This is a genomic window from Arthrobacter sp. UM1 (genome assembly GCF_020483305.1).
GTDB lineage: Bacteria > Actinomycetota > Actinomycetes > Actinomycetales > Micrococcaceae > Falsarthrobacter.
On sequence record NZ_JACWAB010000001.1, the window covers coordinates 548464 to 564970 of the forward strand.

Here is a 16507-nt window from a genome sequence, read left to right on the forward strand (position 1 = left end):
AGAAGCGCCGGCCCGCGCGACGCGGGCCGTTGCCCTCATCCTAACCCTCGGACTCCCGCTGGAAGAGAGCTGCCGTCTCCACGTGGTGCGTGTCCGGATAGATGTCGAACAGCTCGCGCCGGACCAGGTCATAGCCCTCGTCCGCGAGCAGGCGCGCGTCCCGGGCGAACGACGCCGCGTCGCAGCTGATGTACACGACGCGTGCGGCGCCGGTGGCGGCGATGGCGCGGACGGCGCTCGCCCCCGCCCCGGCCCGGGAGGGATCGAGCACGAGCGCGTCGAGCCGCTCTCCGTGCAGGGCGTCCTCGACTTTGGAGGCCCGAACCCGCACGCCGACTCCCTCCTCCGTCCTGTCGCCGGGGGTGTTGGCCGCTGCGTCCGCGCTCGTCACGGGATAGGCCTCCACCGAGAGCAGCGAGCCGCACAGCCCGCCCCGGGCGGACACCGTCTCGAGGACGGCGCCCGTGAAGAGCCCCGCCCCGGCGTAGAGGTCCGCGATCCGCTCGCCCGGCCGGGGGTCGAGCAGCTCCATCGCCGCGTCGGCGAGGGCCTGAGGGGCCCCTTCGTGGATCTGCCAGAAGCCGTCCCCCGTCACACGGTAGGAGCGGCGGACTCCCCCGTGGACCACGTCCTGGCGCAGCTCCGCCCGTCCGATGAGCGGGGTCAGCTCGCCCGTCGTCGGGCTCCAGGCCGCCACGGAGACGCCCTGCGGCTCCGCAGCGTCCGCAGCGCCGCTCTGGCCCCGAGACGCCTGGTGCTCCCGGACCGCGGCGGCCGCCGCCTCCGCGAGCTCCGTCCAGCGCTGTGGGGACAAGCGGCGGTGTCCCGCAGGCCGAGCGCCCCGGCGGCCCTGCCCGCGCTGCGGACGGCGCGCGGCGCGCTCGACGAGCAGGACGAGGACCTGGTCCGAGCCGGCCGCGAGCTCGACCCGCTCGAGTCCGGTGAAGTCGGTGCGGAAGAGTCCCGGGATGCGCAGCGCGTCCACCGCGAGCGGCATGTCCTCGAGCGAGAGCACCTCGCGCGTGCCGCTCGGATGCATGCCGAGCCGGCCGTCCCGCCCGACGGCGAGGGCGATCCGCGTGCGCCAGCCCTCCGATCCGCTGGGGACGGGCACCTCGCGGGCCTCCTTCGGCAGGAGGCCCGCTTGGGCGAGCCCCTCCTCCCGGAAGCGGCCGAGCCGCACGAGCGCGTCGTTGGCCGCCGTCGCCTTGATCCTGCGCTGCTCGGCCGGTGCGGCGTGCCCGAGCTCCGCGCCGCCGACGGCGATGCCGCCCGGCGCCTCGAGCGGGTCCGCCACGGGCCACGGGTGCTTCCGCCGAGCCGGGGAGGGCTCGAGCACCTCGACGACGCGGGCCCGGACGAAGCTCTCCTTCGGCTGCGCCCGGGTGATGCGGGCCCGGACCCGCTCCCCCTCCAGCGCGCCGGAGACGAAGACGACCTTCTCCCCCGGGCCCCGGCGAGCCACGTGGGCCCCGCCGTTCGCGGGCGCCCCGACGTCCAGGTCGAGCACGTCCCCCACGCGCTCCCCGGCTGCCGGCTCCTCAGCGCGCCCGCCCGCGGGGTCCTGCGTCCCGGCGCTCATGCGCGCGGGCGGGACATGAGCCAGCCGATCCACAGCGCCAGCGCGAAGGCGGGCACTCCGAGGACGGCGTTGAGGACGCCGAGCTCGGCGACACTGCCCGAGAAGTAGAGCGGGGCCTTGACCGCGAGCCGCACCGCGAAGAGGACCGCGAGGGGAATCGTCGCCGCGCTGTACTGCCGCAGCCGGGCCGGCTCGCTCCGCCATCCGGTGCCCTCGCCTCGGAGGAAGCCGAAGAGCAGTCCCGCCGCGGGCCAGCGGACGGCGACGGAGACGAGCATGAGCACGAGGTACACGGCGTTGATGATGAGCCCGGGCAGGAAGAAGTCCTGGGCCCTTCCGGAGCGGGCGGCGAACACCGCGCAGATCCCGACGCCGACGAGGCCGGAGAGCGCCTGGGCCAGCGGCTGGCGCTGCAGCAGCCGCGCCGCGGTGAACACGGCGCCCACGGCCAGGGCCGAGAGGACCGCAGGCATGAGCGAGCCGCCCAGGGTGAAGACGAGCGTGAAGACCAGCCCCGGGATGAGGGTCTCCGCGACGCCCCTCCAGCCGCCGACGCTCGCGAGCGGAGAGAGCTGCCCGCCGCTGCCCCGAGCGGAGAAGCGCGCAAGGCGGTCGTCCAGCGAGGGCCCCTGATCAGGCGTCATGCCTGCTGCAGGTTACCGGGGACGGTGAGGGGCAGAAGCTCCTTGGGCGGCATCGCCTCATCGCCCCGGACCACGATGACAGACCGGAAGATCTCCAGGAGCGCGGCCGCCTCGCCCTCGTCTGTCGCGGCCGGTCCGCCGAGCACGCCGCGCACGAACCAGCGCGGCCCGTCCACCCCGAGGAAGCGGGCGGAGCGGTAGCCCATCGAGCCGTCCTGGCTCTGGATGGGGAGCTTCACGAACAGCTCGTCTCCGAAGTCGCCGTCGATGGTCTCCGAGGAGCCGCCCTGGGAGGCCACGGACTCCTTGATCTGGCCGCGGATCTCCTCCCAGAGCCCGGAGGTCTTCGGGGCCGCGAACGCCTGGATCTGCAGGCTCGAGGCGCCGATGTCCACGGTCGCGGCCACGATGGCCTCCGTCGCCTGGTCCACATCCAGCCGGATGTGCGTGCCCTCGGGCGCCTCGATGACGATGCCGCCGAGGTCCACAGCGTCCTCCGCGGGAGACTTCTCCGAGGCGTCGAAGGGGCCGTTCTCGCGGCTGTGCTCACGCTTCACGGGGGCGGCCGTCTCAGCGGGAGCCTGCTCGGACGCGGCCGAGGTCTTCGGCGCGTCCTCGCGAGCCTCCTTCTCCGCAGGCAGGTCCTCCGCGGTGGTCGCTTCCTTCTTCTTGCGGGAGCCGAACAGTGCCATGGCTATCCTTTCCGCCCCTCTCCGGGGCCGGCCGTGTCTGCTGCCGGGGTGTCCCCCGCGCCGTCGAATCCGCCGGTGGAGCCGAAGCCCCGAGCGCCGCGCACGGACTCGGGGAGCGACTCGGCCCGCGCGAACCGGGCGTGGAGGACCGGCTGCACGAGAAGCTGGGCGATCCGGTCACCGCGGCGGACGGTGATCGGCGTCGAGGGGTCCAGGTTGACGAGGTTGACCTTGATCTCGCCCCGATAGCCCGCGTCCACCGTGCCGGGCGCGTTGACGATCGAGAGTCCGCTCCGGTGTGCGAGGCCGGAGCGGGGGTGGACCAGCCCCACGGTCCCGTGCGGCAAGGCGAGGGAGACGCCCGTCCCCACGAGGGCGCGCTGTCCCGGCTCGAGCACCACGTCCTCGGCGGAGCAGAGGTCTGCGCCCGCGTCCGAGGGCTGGGCGTAGGAGGGAAGCGGGAGGTCCGGGTCGAGCATCACGACGCCCACCTCGAGGTCATACCGGGGCGCAGCGCCCTCTTCGATGTCAGCCACGGACACAAGCCTATCGTTCACGCGCAGCAGCCGCGCCGCGGGCGAACGGTGCAGCGGCGGGGCCTCCGCGCTCCAGGGGCTCCCAGGAGGAACCGGCACAATGGAGGGCATGCGCGATGACACCGACTCGACCGTCCTCTTCTCCGAGCGCCTCTCCCCTGCATGGTGGATCTGGCTGGTGGCCGCCGGGTTCTCAGCCGCCTGGGTCCTCGTGTTCCAGCCGGTCTCCGCCGTCATCGGCGTGATCGTGGCGCTCATCGTGTTCGGCGCCCTCGCCGTCGTGCTCACCACGACGACGCCGGCTGTCTCGGTCACCCGCCGCCGCGTCCGCGCCGGCCGCGCGAGCATCGAGCCGTGGCTCCTGGCCAGCCCCGAGGCCCTGCGCGGCGAAGACGCCCGCCGCGCCCGCGGGGTGGAGTTCAACGCGCTCTCCTACCAGTGCATCCGCGGCTGGATCCAGCCGATGGTGCGCGTCGAGGTCGCCGACCCCGAGGACTCCACGCCGTACTGGCTCATCTCGACCCGTCGCCCCGAGGAGCTCGCCGAGGCGCTGCGGAAGGCCGGCGCCCAGAGCCGCCCGGACGCGGAGCGGCCGAAGGGCGAGCAGGCGGCGGCGAGCCCGGAGCGTCTGTGAGCGAAGGCGGCCGCTGAAGGAGAGGAATCCCCGCAGCCGAGAAGCGAGAGAGGGGCCCCGCGCGTCTGCGCGGGGCCCCTCTCTCAGTCCGGGAACGCGTCTCAGGCGAAGGCGCAGTCCTTGCAGACCATGCCGGCGCCCGACGCCTCGGAGAGCTGCGAGCGGTGCCGCACGAGGAAGCACTCCGTGCAGGTGAACTCGTCGTTCTGCGGCGGGAGCACCTTCACCATGAGCTCCTCGCCGGAGAGGTCGGCGCCCGGGAGCTCGAACCCCTCGGCCGCCTCCGTCTCGTCCTCGTCGACGACGGACGACTGGCCCTCTGAGCGACGGGCCTTGAGCTCCTCGATGGAGTCTTCGCTGATGTCGTCGTCGTTCTTGCGGGGAGCGTCGTAGTCAGTTGCCATGTGGTGCTGTCACAGCCTTTGCGTCGTGTCCGTCGGGGTGGTCGGCGTTCCGCATCGCCGCGTGAACGTCGCAGAGATTCTGACTGAAATGGCGGAGAATTTCCACCCCGCGCGCAGATCGGGCCGCCTGTTCGCCGAGAGCGTGCCCGCGCGGGCGCCTCGGGAGACCCGTCTGCCGCGGGATCGCGCGTCATGGCAGAGAATTCCCGGGAAAGCGTGGCACAGTGGACAGTGGCGACGCCGCCGAGCGTTCGCGCTCGGCCGCGCCTCGCCCGCGCCCCTCGATCCACTTCAAGGAGAGCCCATGAACAGCCTGCGATTCGTCTCCCTCAGCGAAGACGGGACGCACCTCATCGTCTCGAACGACGCCGGCGAGCGCTTCGCCGTGGCCGTCACAGACGAGCTGAGAGGCGCCATGTCGCGCCGCCGGGCTCCCCGCACGCCCTCCGCCCCGGTGAAGCTCAGCCCCCGGGACATCCAGGCGCGCATCCGCCACGGCGCCACGAGCGAGGAGGTGGCGGCGGAGACCGGGCTGCCGATCGACCGCATCGAGTCCTACGCCGCCCCCGTCCGGGCTGAGCGGGACCACGCCGCCGGACTGGCCCGCGGCACCGAGGTGGCGGACCGCACGCTCACACGGGATGCGGTCCGGGCCGTCTTCGGCGAGCAGCCGGTGACGCTCGAGGACATGGTGGTGCACCGCGCCTCGCTGAGCGGCATCGACGCGGACTCCCTCGACTGGGACGCGTGGAAGCGCGCTGACGGCCAGTGGGACGTCTGCCTCGAGTTCAGTGTCGAGGACTCCTCCGTCCTCGAGGGGACCGAGCTCGGGTCCGTCGAGCCCGAGGCCCGCTGGGTCTACAACCCGCTGCGCAAGACGATGCACAACGTGAACCGGTGGGCTCAGTTCCTCTCGGAGCTCGAGCCGCTCGAGTCGGCTCCCTCGGGCCGCCGCCTCAAGGCCGTCGAGCCCTCGGACGAGGACATGGCCGCCTCCGGCCCCGTCCATGAGGACGTTCCGGAGGAGCCGGACAGCAGCGAGCTCCTCGACATGCTCAACCAGCGGCGCGGCACCCGGCTCGGCGCGGACACCGACTCGGACGACCGCCTCGCGCTCATGATCTCGGACAGCCAGCGCGCTGCCGCCGCCCGACGGGACGAGTCGGCGTCGGACGGCGCCGAGCAGGAGAGCGAGCGCACGGGCTCGCACGCAGGAAGCGCAGCACGCCCGAACACCTCCGCCGAGGACGCCGAGGCGCCCGAGGACGAGATGGCCTCGCGCCGCAAGCCCAAGAAGTCCCTCCGGGACCGCCGCTCCCGCGTGCCCAGCTGGGACCAGATCTACTTCGGCACCAAGCCGGACAACGAGCGCTGATCCGCTGAGGGCCCTGCGCACGGCCTGACGCGCCGTGCCGAGGGCTACCGGCGGCGCCGGGACGCGCCGCCGCCCGAGGGGAGCACGAAGAGCGGAATCGCGAGCTCCTCCGGGGTGAGCGAGCCGTGCTGGCCGACCATCTCGAAGGCCTTGGCGCCCACCCGGCGTCCGTCGAAGTAGGCCACCGGTGCCGTGGCGGCCACGATGACGTCGCCGATCCTCGCCGAGTTGCGCTCGGCGACCGCGCCGAACCAGCCTGCGGCGACGGCGTCGTCCTTCTCCATGACCACGGCGCTGCGGTCCGTATACGTCCTCCACGCCTCCAGGGCCGCGCGGCGCTCGTCCTCCCCCGCGTCCTCGCGCCAGTAGAGGTGCACCATGCGCGGCTCCCCGGCTGTGAAGGCGAACGCCTCCGTCAGCTCCGGGTGCTCCGCGTAGTCGAACCGCTTCGGCTCGGACACGTCGAGCATGCCGTGGTCCGCCGTGACGAGCACGAGCGTGTCCTCCGGGGCCTGGGCCACCAGGCGCTTGAGCGCGAAGTCCACGTCCTCAAGCGCCCGCGCGTACTCGGCCGAGTCCATGCCGTGCTCGTGCCCGGCCTTGTCCAGCTCGTTCCAGTAGGCGTAGACCACCGCGTGGGAATGCCGGGAGAGGGCCTCCACGGCGCGGGTCACGCGCTCGTCCTGGGAGTTGGCTCCGACGAACTGGCCCCCGCGAAGACCGGCGCGGGTGAGCCCGGAGTCCCCGAACCGCTTCTGCGAGACGGTCACCGCGGGAATGCCGGCCGCGTCGAGCCGCTCGAACACCGTGGGCACCGGCTGCCACTCCTCGGGCACCAGCTCGGGGTCCCACTTGCCCAGATGGTTCACCACGCGAGGCCCCCGAGGATGGTCCGGGGCCAGCAGGTCGTAGCCGAGAATGCCGTGCTGCCCGGGCGGCTGGCCCGTGCCGAACGAGGTGAGGGCGGTCGCCGTCGTCGAGGGGAAGGTCGTGGAGAGCCGCCGCCTCTGCTCGGCAGAGGAGGTGAGGAAGGGCGCGTGCGCCTTCCAGCGCTTGAGGACGGTCATGCCCATGCCGTCGACGAGGGCGACGACGACGCGCCGCGAGGCGGGCAGACCGAGGCGGTTCTCGGCGCTCTCCAGGCCGGCCGCGGCGGCGGCCGACTCCAGCACGTCCCAGAGACGGGGCCCCTCGGGCGGTTCGGGAAGTCCGGGGACCGCGCTCATCGGCTCCGCCCCGCGTCCAGCTCCCGCATCCGGGCTCGGCGCAGCGCCCGGACGAACCGGCGCGCCTGTTCCACCGCGCCGGCGCCGTCGGCCGCCTCGTTGACGCGGAGCATGACGTCCTCGCTCGTCAGAGTGCCCACGCTGCCGTGGTCCAGGTCGCAGCTCGGGTCCGGGCAGCCGGCGGGCTGGACGTCGACCCGGAGGCCGCCGGTCCAGCCGATGGTCACCGAGATCTCGTGCATCCTGTCTCCTCGGCGGAAGGCCGCCGGGTCACCGTGGGCGTAGCCGACCACGAGCCCCGTCAGTCGGGAAACGGGCACGGACTCGCCGGTCAGCTGGGCGATCGGGTGGCGGCCGGTCTCGTCCTGGTCCTCGTCGTCGATGTGGACGATCTGCATGGTTCGCTCCCCCAGGACGAGCACGGTGACGTGGCGGTGCACGTCTGCCCGGTCGATGTGGGTCTCCTGGTGGACGAGGAACTCGGTGGCCTCCTCGCCGTCGAGCCCGTCGTCGACGACATCGAGGACGAGGGCCGGGTAGAAGCCCGCACGCTCCACCGCGCGCTCGAGCCGAGCGCGGGCCTCGGAGCCGCGGGATGCGCCTCGCGGTGAGGGGAAACGGTCTGAAATCGGCATGGTCACCAGTCTTCCAGGTCGCGCGCCTCAGGTCAGGCGTCCCAGAGCGCCCGGCGCGCGGAGTCCCTCCGCCGCTGCGGGTTCGCGGCCCACACGCGGGCCTCGAGGACGGTCAGGCCTTCGGAGTGCACCAGGACGGGGTTGATCTCCAGACGGGCCATCTCGGGGTGGCGGTCCTTGAGGTGGGCCACCCTGGCCACGAGGTCCTCGAGAGCCTCCAGGTCCGAGCGGCCCAGCCGCGGGTCCCTCGAGAGCTTGGCGGCGGCGCGGGGCCGGCGGACCAGGTCGTGCACGTCCACGCCCGTCATCGGCGTCGCGGCGTACGCCCAGTCGTCGAGGAGCTCCGCGGAGTCACCCGCGAGCGCGAAGCTGACCACGGGCCCGAGGAGCGGGTCCTCGACCGCGCGGAGTAGGCAGGCCTGGCCAGGATCGGCCATCGGCTGGATCTCGAGCGTGGCCTCGGCCTCGTCGGGGAGGAAGCGGCGCAGGACCGTGCGGGTCTGGCCGATCGCCAGCCGCAGGGACTCGTCCGACTGGATGTTGAGGACCACGCTGCCGAGGTCGAGGCGGTGGCGCAGGTCTTCGTCGAGCGGCTTGAGCGCCACCGGGTATCCGATCTCGGCCGCCGTGGCGAGCGCTTCGGCCGTGGTGTCGAACGGGTGGGCGGTGAGCGGGCGGATGCCGTAGGCCTCGAGGACCTCGGCCGTCTCCGCGGCGGTCAGCTGGACGAGGTCCCCGTTCTGCTGGCGCGCGAGCGCGGAGGCGAGGGCCCTCTCCGCCCTCTCCGGGCTCGTCCCCTCCGGGTCCACGAACTCGCCGCGATCCGAGGACCGCCACATGCCGTAGTCCGCGGCGAGGGCGAGCACGCGCACAGCGGACGCGGGCGAGGCGTAGCTCGGGAGCCCGTGCTGGACCGGCAGGAGGTCCGCGTCGGGCGCATCGGGCGCCTCCTCCACCGCAGGCGGCGGGGTGACGTCGACGACGCCCTCGGTCCGGATGCTCGGATCGACGATTCCCGCGAAGGAGACGACGACGGGCGTCTTGGCCTCCGCTCCCGCGTCGTGGACGGCCTGGGCCAGCTGTGCGGTCTCGATGCCGACGACGGGCAGCAGCGCGACGATGACGGCGTCCACGTCCGCCATGGCCTCGACGAGCCTGCGCCGCAGCTCGGGCAGGACGCGGGACTGGCCCCGGCTGAAGCTGACGTCCGTGATCTGCTCGGCCACCTCGAGGCCGACGACCCCGGCGGAGTCCGCGACGACGCGCGCGAGCGGGTGCGAGTTGGTGAGCACGGCGACGCGGCGCCCTCGCGGCACGGGCTGGGTGGCGAGGAAGGACATGACGCGCACGAGCTCCTCGTTGCTGCGCACGCGGATGACGCCGGACTGCCGCAGCATCGCGTCGAACGCGCGCGAGGGGGCCTGGGTCTGCCCGAAGGAGTGTCCGTCGGGGAGGCGGAAGCCCATGACGTGGCTCTTGGCGACCACCACGGGCTTCGTCTGAGAGAGGCGGCGGGAGATGCGCGCGAACTTGCGGGGGTTGCCGATGGACTCGAGGAAGAGGCCCACGGCCCGCGAGCGGTGGTCGGACTCGAAGTGCTGCATCGCGTCGTTGCCGGAGAGGTCCGCCCGGTGGCCCGCCGAGAAGAAGGCGGACATGCCGACGTTGCGGTGGCCCATCTCCGCGAAGAGCATCACGCCGATCGCGGCGGACTGCGCGAAGAGGGCGACCGGCCCCTCCTTGGGCAGGCTCTCGGCGACGGAGGCGTTGAGCGGGTGCTCGGGGTCCGTGTTGATGACGCCGAGGCTGGCCGGGCCCACGATCCTCATGCCGTAGGAGCGGGCCGTCGCGACGATCGAGCGGATGGTGCTGCGGTGGGCGGCGTCGTCCCCCAGCGCCGAGTCGGTGAGGATGACGGCCGACTTCACGCCCTTGACCGCACACTGCTCCACGACGGACTTGAGGGACGAGCGGGGCACCGCGATGACGGCGAGGTCGACGTCGTCGGGGATCTCCCCCACGGCTGCGTACGTCAGGCGACCGCCGACCTCGAGGGTCTCCGGGTTGACCGCGTAGACGGGGCCCGAGAACCCGGACTCGAGGATGCCCTCGAGGACGCGCTGCCCGATGCTCCCCCACTTGCGGCTCGCGCCGATGACGGCGACGGAGGAGGGCGTGAGGATGTCCGCCACGGACATGGACTCGGCGCGCTGCTCGCGGGAGGCCATGACCTCGAGGGAGCGGGCGGTGGAGGCCACGTCGAACTCGAGGGCGATGACGCCGTCGTCGAACTTCCGGGAGACCTCGTAGCCGGCCTCGATGAAGACGGTCATCATCTTCCGGTTCTCCGGGAGGATCTCCGCCACGAAGCGCTTCACGCCCCGCTCGCGGGCGGCCGCCGCGAGGTGCTCCAGGAGGATGGAGCCGAGGCCCTTGCCCTGGAAGGAGTCGGCGATGTTGAAGGCGACCTCGGCGGAGCTCTCGTCGTGCGGCAGGCGGTCGTAGCGGCCGATGCCCACGATCCTCTCGCCCCGGGTGAGGACGAACGCGACCCGGTCCGTGTAGTCCACCTGGGTGAAGCGGGCGAGCTCCTTGGAGGAGAGCTTGGCCTTGTAGGTGAAGAACCGGAGGTAGATCGAGTTCGCCGACTGGCCCTGGTGGAACTGCTGGAGGAGGTCGGAGTCCGCGGGGGTGATGGGGCGCAGGTGCGCCGTGCTCCCGTCCCTGAGGACGACGTCGGCCTCCCAGTGGGCCGGATAATCCGCTCGAGCTGGACGTTTCGCCATAGGATAACTCTAGTGCGCCTCCCGACGGGGCGCCCGATTTTCTTCTGCAGCACGACCCGAGGTTGAGCATGCCCAGCGCACCCGAATCCGCCATCGACGACGCGCCCTTGAGCGGCACGGTGGTCGACGTCGACGTCGCCCAGGAGATGGAGACGAGCTTCCTCGAGTACGCCTACTCGGTGATCTACTCGCGCGCCCTGCCGGACGCGAGGGACGGGCTCAAGCCGGTTCAGCGGCGCATCCTCTACATGATGAGCGACATGGGCCTGCGCCCGGACCGCGGGCACGTCAAGAGCGCCCGCGTGGTCGGCGAGGTCATGGGCAAGCTCCACCCGCACGGGGACGGCGCGATCTACGACGCGATGGTCCGCATGGCCCAGTCCTTCTCCCTGCGGCTTCCGCTCATCGACGGCCACGGCAACTTCGGCTCGCTCGACGACGGCCCGGCCGCCGCCCGCTACACCGAGGCCCGCCTCGCGCCGAGCGCCCTGACCCTCACGTCCAGCCTCGACGAGGACGTGGTGGACTTCGAGCCGAACTACGACGGCCAGCTCCAGCAGCCCACCGTCCTTCCCGCGGCGTATCCGAACCTGCTCGTCAACGGCGCCTCGGGCATCGCCGTCGGCATGGCCACGAACATGGCGCCGCACAACCTCGTCGAGGTCGTCGCGGCCGCCCGCCACCTCCTCGAGGACCCGGAGGCCTCGCTCGAGGACCTCATGAAGCACGTCCCGGGCCCGGACCTCCCCTCCGGCGGCATCATCGTGGGGCTCGACGGCGTCAAGGACGCCTACCGGACCGGCCGCGGCTCCTTCAAGACCCGCGCCAAGGTGGACATCGAGCAGCTCGGCCCCCGCAAGACGGGCCTCGTGGTCACCGAGCTGCCGTACGGCGTGGGCCCCGAGAAGGTCATCGAGAAGATCAAGGACGCCGTCACGGGCAAGAAGCTCGTGGGCATCTCGAACGTCATCGACCTCTCGGACCGCAAGCACGGCATGCGGCTCGTCATCGAGCTGAAGAACGGCTTCAACCCGAACGCGGTCCTGGCGCAGCTGTACAAGCTCACGCCGATGGAGGACTCGTTCGGCATCAACAACGTCTGCCTCGTCGAGGGCCAGCCGCAGACCCTCGGCCTCGTGGACCTCCTGCGCGTCTACGTGGACCACCGCCTCTCCGTGGTCCGCCGGCGCACGTCCTTCCGCCTCGGCAGGAAGAAGGACCGGCTCCACCTCGTCGAGGGCCTGCTGCTCGCGCTCGTCGACATCGACGAGGTCATCGAGATCATCCGCTCCTCGGACCAGGCCGCCGAGGCGAAGCGCCGGCTCGTCCAGGTGTTCGACCTCAGCGAGGTCCAGGCGGAGTACATCCTCGAGCTGCGGCTGCGCCAGCTCACCAAGTTCTCCCGGATCGAGCTCGAGCGCGAGCGGGACGAGCTCACGGCCGCGATCGCCGAGCTCGAGGCCATCCTCGCCTCGGACGCCCGGCTCCGCGAGGTGGTCTCCGAGGAGCTGCAGGCCCTCGCCGAGGAACACGGCACGCCGCGCCGCACCGTGCTCAAGAAGAAGGCCGACGACGCTCCCCTCAAGGGCACGAGCATGCCCATCGCCGAGGGCTCGGCCAAGAAGGCGCCGCTCAGCCTCAAGATCGCCGACGACCCGTGCCTGGCCGTTCTCACCGCCACGGGTCTGATCGGCCGCACGCTCACCCGGGACCCGCTGCCCGAGGGCGCGTCCCGCTCGAAGCACGACGTCCTCGCCTCCGTCGTCCCCACGACGGCCCGGGCGGAGATCGCCGTCGTCACGAGCCGCGGCCGGATGCTCCGGCTTCCCGTCCTCGACATGCCCGCCTTCACGGAGGGCTCCCGCGGCGCGCCGACGTTCGCGAGCGGAGGCAAGGCGGCGGACTACGCCGCGCTCGAGAAGGGCGAGAGCGTTGTGGCCCTCGTCCCCCTCGACTCGGTCCTCGCGATCGGCACGCGCCGCGGCGTGGTCAAGCGCCTGAACCCGGAGTACCCGCTCAACTCGGACGAGTGGGAGGCCATCGCGCTCAAGGGGGACGACACCGTGGTGGCCGCGCTTCCCGCCCCGAACGAGTCCGACGTCGCCTTCCTCACGCGCAGGGGCCAGATGCTCCGCTTCCCGGCCTCCGCGGTCCGGCCGCAGGGGCGGACGGCCGCGGGCATGGCCGGCGTCAAGCTCGCGGAGGGCGACGAGGTCATCACCTTCGGCCGGATCGACCCGGGCGTCCCGTCCGTGGTCGTCACGCTCTCCCAGCCGGACGACGCCCTTCCAGGCCTCGCCCAGCCCACCGTCAAGATCTCGGATGCCGAGGAGTTCCCCGTCAAGGGGCGTGCGACGGCGGGCGTCCGCGCCCACCGCTTCCTCAAGGGCGAGGACGGCCTGCAGCTCGGCCGGATCGGCGCGGCTCCGGCGCTCGCCAGCTCCAAGGCCGGCGTCCACCGCGTCCTTCCCGGCGACTTCGGACGCCGGGACGGCTCCGGCATCCCGGTCCAGAGCGCCGTCGACGTCCTCGGCGGCACCCTGGCGCTCCCCGCCGCGCCTCCGGCAGAGACCCCTGCAGAGGCGTCCTCGGACTAGCCCAGGCGGACGGTGTCCGCCTCGAGCCCCGGGTCGAGGACTGCGAGGTCCTCGTGCACGACGGCGACGACGCTCGTCTGCGCGAGCACCCGCCGGAGGTCCCGCACCAGCGAGGCCGCGCTCTCCTGGTCCAGGTGGGCGGTCGGCTCGTCGAGGATGACCGCGTCCGCTCCGCGAGCGAGCCCGCGGGCGATCGAGATCCTCTGGCGCTCTCCCCCGGAGACCTGCGATCCTCCTGGCCCCACGGAGTGGTCGAGCGGCATGTCCGGGAGTCCCACGAGGTCGAGCAGAGCGCGGACCTCGCCGTCGTCGGTGCCTTCGCGGCCCAGCCGGATGTTGGAGGCGACCGTTGAGTCGAACAGATAGGCGTCTTGAGGGCACCAGGCGACGCGGCCGAGGCCTTCGGCCGGCGCCCACGCGCCGGTCGCCGTGTCCCTGACGAGCACGTCGCCCCCGCTCGGGCGGTGGAAGCCGGCGAGGACGTCGGCGTACGTCGACTTCCCGCTTCCGCTCGGGCCGGTGACGAGGAGCCAGCGTCCCGGCTCGGCTCGCGCCGTCACGGGCGGCAGGCTGAACCCGGAGGGGTAGCCGGCCGTGAGCTCCTCGGAGCCCAGCCCGCGAAGGGACTGCTCCCGGGACCGCAGCCGGGCCAGCCCCTCGTCCCGGTCGCTGCGGACAACCGCCTCGAGGCCCTGCGCGGCCGCGCGCCACGAGCGGGCCTGGGGGACGGCGTCGAGGAGCGCGATGAGCGGGTCGATGAGCGCCACGTGGACGAGGGCGAGCGCCGCGGCCAGCTCCAGCGGCACGCCGCCCGGAGCGCCGGGGGCCGACGCCCAGAGCGAGACCGCGGCGGCGAGCGACTGCCCCGCCACGACGATGAGCGCGCCGATCCCCCGGGCCCGCTCCGCACGGACGAGATGCGCGCCGAGCGAGCGGTCCTCCTCCGAGAAGCGCTCCAGCACGGACTCGGCGCTGTGCAGGCCCCGGACGTCCGGGGCGGCCCGGTAGAGGACGGACAGCCGTTGCATGAGCCAGCCGTCGTGAGCCGCCACGGCGCTCGTGGAGGCGCGGTCCGCCCGGAGGGTCGCCCAGGGCGCCAGCACGCCTGAGACGAGCAGGGCCAGCACCGTCACCCACGCCTGGGCCGGGGCGATGGCGAGGACCGCGATGAGCGCCCCTACCGCCACGCAGGCTGCGGACGCGAGAGGGACCAGGGCGCGGGGCGCCGCGTCCCGGAGGCGGTCCACGCCGGTGACGATCGCCGCTGCGCCGCGATCCGTGCGCGAGAGGTCCCGCCACCGGCTCGGGCTGGAGGCGAGCGCGCTCCAGACCGCGAGCCGCACGGCCGCGGCGTGCTCCAGCATCCCCCGATGCGTCTGGAGGCGCTCGCCGTAGCGCGCTGCCGCCCGGAAGAGGCCGAAGGCCCGCACCCCGACGATCGCCACGGACAGGTACATGATGGCCGGCCCCTGGGACGCCCGGACGATGAGCCAGCCGGAGAGCGCCGTGAGCGCCGCGGCGCACCCGGCCGAGACGAGGGCGAGCAGCAGTCCGAGCACCACATGGCCGTTCCTCCACGGCTGCGCGACCTGAGTCTCCGACCGCCGATCGTGGCCGCTCCGCTCTGGCGACTGTTCCGCCGCCTGCTCCGGCGTCTTCTCCGGCGCCTTGTCCGGCGCCGGCTCAGACCGGACATCCCCAGAGGGCTTTCGGCCGGAGAACGGCCGGCCGCCCCATGGCCCCTCGCCGGCTGCCTCTGCGGGGTCGGGGGAACTCCAGCCCACGGCGGCGCCCGCGTGCTCGGCCGGGCCTCCCTGTGCCGGCACGGATGCAGGCCCTCGCCAGTGGATCCGCTGGTCTGCCTGCTCGGCCAGCTCCGCCTCGTGGGTCACGACGACCACGCGCCGCCGGCGCGCCTCAGCCGCCATGAGCGCCCGCACGGCCGCCGCCGCATCGGGATCGAGTTGGGACGTGGGCTCGTCGAGCAGCAGCGCATGCCCGGTGCCCCGCGCGGCGAGCACCGCGCGGGCCACGCCGAGGCGCCGCTGCTCCCCCGGCGAGAGGTCCTCGGTGCGGTCATGGGCGCGGTCCGCGAGACCGAGTGCCGCGAGTACAGGCCCGGGGTCCTCGACCGGCGCGTGCAGGAGAAGCTCGTCCACCGGGCTCGGCTCGGTGAAGCGCGGGGTCTGTCTCAGGGACACCGCCCCGCTCGCGCGCACGTCGCCTCGGATCTGCACGGATCCGGCGTCGAAGGCTGCCGCCGGGCCGAGGCCGCTTCCGTGCGCGGCGGTCTCGATGAGCTCGAGCAGGGAGGACTTGCCTCGCCCGCTCGGCCCTGTCACGGCGGTGAGGCCGGGAGCGGACGGAATGCGCAGGTCCTCGCACCGTCCCAGGCTCCGTTCGCCGCGGAGCAGCTCGCCGTCCACGGCGGCGAAGTCGCTGCCCGCTCCCGCTTGGGGCAGGAAGGCCGCCGAAGACCCGCCAAGCACGGCGTCCGCCCGGCGGAGCGCGAGCTGGCCGTCCTCCGCCGCGTGGTAGGCCTGTCCGACCTCCCGCAGCGGGGAGAAGCACTCCGGCGCGATGACGAGAGCCACGAGCCCCGCGTAGAGGGTCATCTCCCCTCCGAGAAGCCGGAGCCCGATGACCACGGCCACGAGCGCCACGGACATCGTCGCGATGAGCTCGAGCGCCAGCGAGGAGAGGAAGGCCACCCGCAGGCTCTGCATGACGGCGTCCGTGTATCGCCGGGAGACCTCCGCAAGGCCCCGACGCTGCCGGTCCTGCTGGCCGAGCGCCACGAGCACGGCCAGGCCCCGGGCGAGCTCGACGACGACGTCCGTCAGCCTCCTCACCGCCTCCGCCAGCCGGCGGGTCCGCCCGCTCGTGTAGCGGCCGATGAGGATCATGAACACCGGCACGAGCGGCAGCGTGAGCGCGATGACGAGCGCCGAGGGCCAGTCCGCCACGCCGACGCGCACGAGCAGCACCGGCGGAACCACCGCGGAGCTGACCGCCGCCGGAACGAACTGCGCGAAGTAGGGGGTGATGTCCCGCATGCCCTGCCCCGCGAGGCTCACGTCCGAGATATCCCCGTCTTCAGAGGGTCGGGTCAGGCGGGCGGCGAGAAGACGGGCCCGCCTGTCGGCCGCAACGTGGGACGCCGCGGCGGACGCCGCCGCATTCGCGGCCCACGCACCGCCGCCGCGCAGGAGGCCGCCGAGCAGGGCCAGGGCGAGGACGAGCGGCCAGCTGCGCTGTTCTCCGCTCAGGCCGATGCCGCGGGCGAGGGCCTCCGCGAGCGCGATGATGCCGAGGGCACGGGCGAAGGCCGCCCCGGCCAGTGCCGCCGCCGTTCGGCAGGACACGGGCAGGGACGGCCTTCTCGATGCGGGTGAA

General features: G+C 73.1%; 12 protein-coding genes. 3 read left to right on the forward strand and 9 right to left on the reverse strand.

Going from position 1 to position 16507, the window contains the following annotated elements; translation table 11 throughout:
* Positions 1–40 precede the first annotated feature (40 nt).
* The 4 genes from H9I38_RS02535 to dut are packed head-to-tail and all read right to left on the reverse strand — an operon-like array spanning position 41 to position 3454.
* Positions 41–1582 (reverse strand): class I SAM-dependent RNA methyltransferase, encoded by a 1542-nt coding sequence (locus tag H9I38_RS02535; protein WP_226337045.1) that lies wholly within the window; start codon positions 1580–1582, stop codon positions 41–43.
* Positions 1579–2226, reverse strand: coding sequence for a DUF3159 domain-containing protein (locus tag H9I38_RS02540; RefSeq protein WP_226337046.1), 648 nt, complete (start codon positions 2224–2226; stop codon positions 1579–1581). Before H9I38_RS02540 ends, H9I38_RS02535 begins: the two co-directional genes overlap by 4 nt.
* Positions 2223–2918 (reverse strand): DUF3710 domain-containing protein, encoded by a 696-nt coding sequence (locus tag H9I38_RS02545; protein ID WP_226337047.1) that lies wholly within the window; start codon positions 2916–2918, stop codon positions 2223–2225. Before H9I38_RS02545 ends, H9I38_RS02540 begins: the two co-directional genes overlap by 4 nt.
* Before the next feature lie 2 nt (positions 2919–2920).
* Positions 2921–3454: a dUTP diphosphatase gene (gene dut, locus H9I38_RS02550; protein WP_226337048.1), complete on the reverse strand. Its 534-nt coding sequence runs from the start codon at positions 3452–3454 to the stop codon at positions 2921–2923.
* A 109-nt stretch (positions 3455–3563) separates the two neighbouring features.
* Between dut and H9I38_RS02555 the strand changes: the two genes are divergently transcribed.
* Positions 3564–4088: a DUF3093 domain-containing protein gene (locus H9I38_RS02555; RefSeq protein ID WP_226337049.1), complete on the forward strand. Its 525-nt coding sequence runs from the start codon at positions 3564–3566 to the stop codon at positions 4086–4088.
* A gap of 101 nt (positions 4089–4189) precedes the next feature.
* On the opposite strand, the gene H9I38_RS02560 is transcribed toward H9I38_RS02555, so the two are convergent.
* Positions 4190–4492 carry a DUF4193 domain-containing protein gene (locus H9I38_RS02560; protein WP_226337050.1) on the reverse strand — a complete coding sequence of 101 codons (303 nt, stop codon included), beginning with the start codon at positions 4490–4492 and terminating at the stop codon, positions 4190–4192.
* A 304-nt stretch (positions 4493–4796) separates the two neighbouring features.
* On the opposite strand from H9I38_RS02560, the gene sepH reads away from it, so the two are divergent.
* Positions 4797–5867 carry a septation protein SepH gene (gene sepH / locus H9I38_RS02565; RefSeq protein WP_226337051.1) on the forward strand — a complete coding sequence of 357 codons (1071 nt, stop codon included), beginning with the start codon at positions 4797–4799 and terminating at the stop codon, positions 5865–5867.
* Positions 5868–5911: 44 nt separating this feature from the next.
* Here sepH and H9I38_RS02570 read toward each other — a convergent pair whose 3' ends face one another.
* Genes H9I38_RS02570 through H9I38_RS02580 form a run of 3 tightly spaced genes read right to left on the reverse strand, consistent with a single transcriptional unit; the run spans position 5912 to position 10514 of the window.
* Positions 5912–7093 (reverse strand): alkaline phosphatase family protein, encoded by a 1182-nt coding sequence (locus H9I38_RS02570; RefSeq protein ID WP_226337052.1) that lies wholly within the window; start codon positions 7091–7093, stop codon positions 5912–5914.
* On the reverse strand, positions 7090–7728 hold the full coding sequence (locus tag H9I38_RS02575; RefSeq protein WP_226337053.1) for a DUF5998 family protein: 639 nt from the start codon (positions 7726–7728) through the stop codon (positions 7090–7092). Before H9I38_RS02575 ends, H9I38_RS02570 begins: the two co-directional genes overlap by 4 nt.
* Before the next feature lie 32 nt (positions 7729–7760).
* Complete coding sequence (locus H9I38_RS02580) at positions 7761–10514, reverse strand: bifunctional GNAT family N-acetyltransferase/acetate--CoA ligase family protein (protein ID WP_226337054.1); 2754 nt, start codon at positions 10512–10514, stop codon at positions 7761–7763.
* Positions 10515–10582: 68 nt separating this feature from the next.
* On the opposite strand from H9I38_RS02580, the gene H9I38_RS02585 reads away from it, so the two are divergent.
* Entirely contained in the window at positions 10583–13111 is a 2529-nt protein-coding gene (locus H9I38_RS02585) for a DNA topoisomerase (ATP-hydrolyzing) subunit A (protein WP_226337055.1), read from the forward strand.
* Here H9I38_RS02585 and cydC read toward each other — a convergent pair.
* Positions 13108–16476 carry a thiol reductant ABC exporter subunit CydC gene (gene cydC / locus H9I38_RS02590; RefSeq protein WP_226337056.1) on the reverse strand — a complete coding sequence of 1123 codons (3369 nt, stop codon included), beginning with the start codon at positions 16474–16476 and terminating at the stop codon, positions 13108–13110. The two genes, H9I38_RS02585 and cydC, sit on opposite strands and share 4 nt — an antisense overlap.
* Positions 16477–16507: the final 31 nt, after the last annotated feature.

Bases quoted from the DNA above. Each gene is read 5' to 3' on its own strand.
- H9I38_RS02535 (WP_226337045.1), bottom strand. From the start codon at position 1,582: ATGAGCGCCGGGACGCAGGACCCCGCGGGCGGGCGCGCTGAGGAGCCG.
- H9I38_RS02540 (WP_226337046.1), bottom strand. From the start codon at position 2,226: ATGACGCCTGATCAGGGGCCCTCGCTGGACGACCGCCTTGCGCGCTTC.
- H9I38_RS02545 (WP_226337047.1), bottom strand. From the start codon at position 2,918: ATGGCACTGTTCGGCTCCCGCAAGAAGAAGGAAGCGACCACCGCGGAG.
- H9I38_RS02555 (WP_226337049.1), top strand. From the start codon at position 3,564: ATGCGCGATGACACCGACTCGACCGTCCTCTTCTCCGAGCGCCTCTCC.
- H9I38_RS02560 (WP_226337050.1), bottom strand. From the start codon at position 4,492: ATGGCAACTGACTACGACGCTCCCCGCAAGAACGACGACGACATCAGC.
- sepH (WP_226337051.1), top strand. From the start codon at position 4,797: ATGAACAGCCTGCGATTCGTCTCCCTCAGCGAAGACGGGACGCACCTC.
- H9I38_RS02570 (WP_226337052.1), bottom strand. From the start codon at position 7,093: ATGAGCGCGGTCCCCGGACTTCCCGAACCGCCCGAGGGGCCCCGTCTC.
- H9I38_RS02575 (WP_226337053.1), bottom strand. From the start codon at position 7,728: ATGCCGATTTCAGACCGTTTCCCCTCACCGCGAGGCGCATCCCGCGGC.
- H9I38_RS02580 (WP_226337054.1), bottom strand. From the start codon at position 10,514: ATGGCGAAACGTCCAGCTCGAGCGGATTATCCGGCCCACTGGGAGGCC.
- H9I38_RS02585 (WP_226337055.1), top strand. From the start codon at position 10,583: ATGCCCAGCGCACCCGAATCCGCCATCGACGACGCGCCCTTGAGCGGC.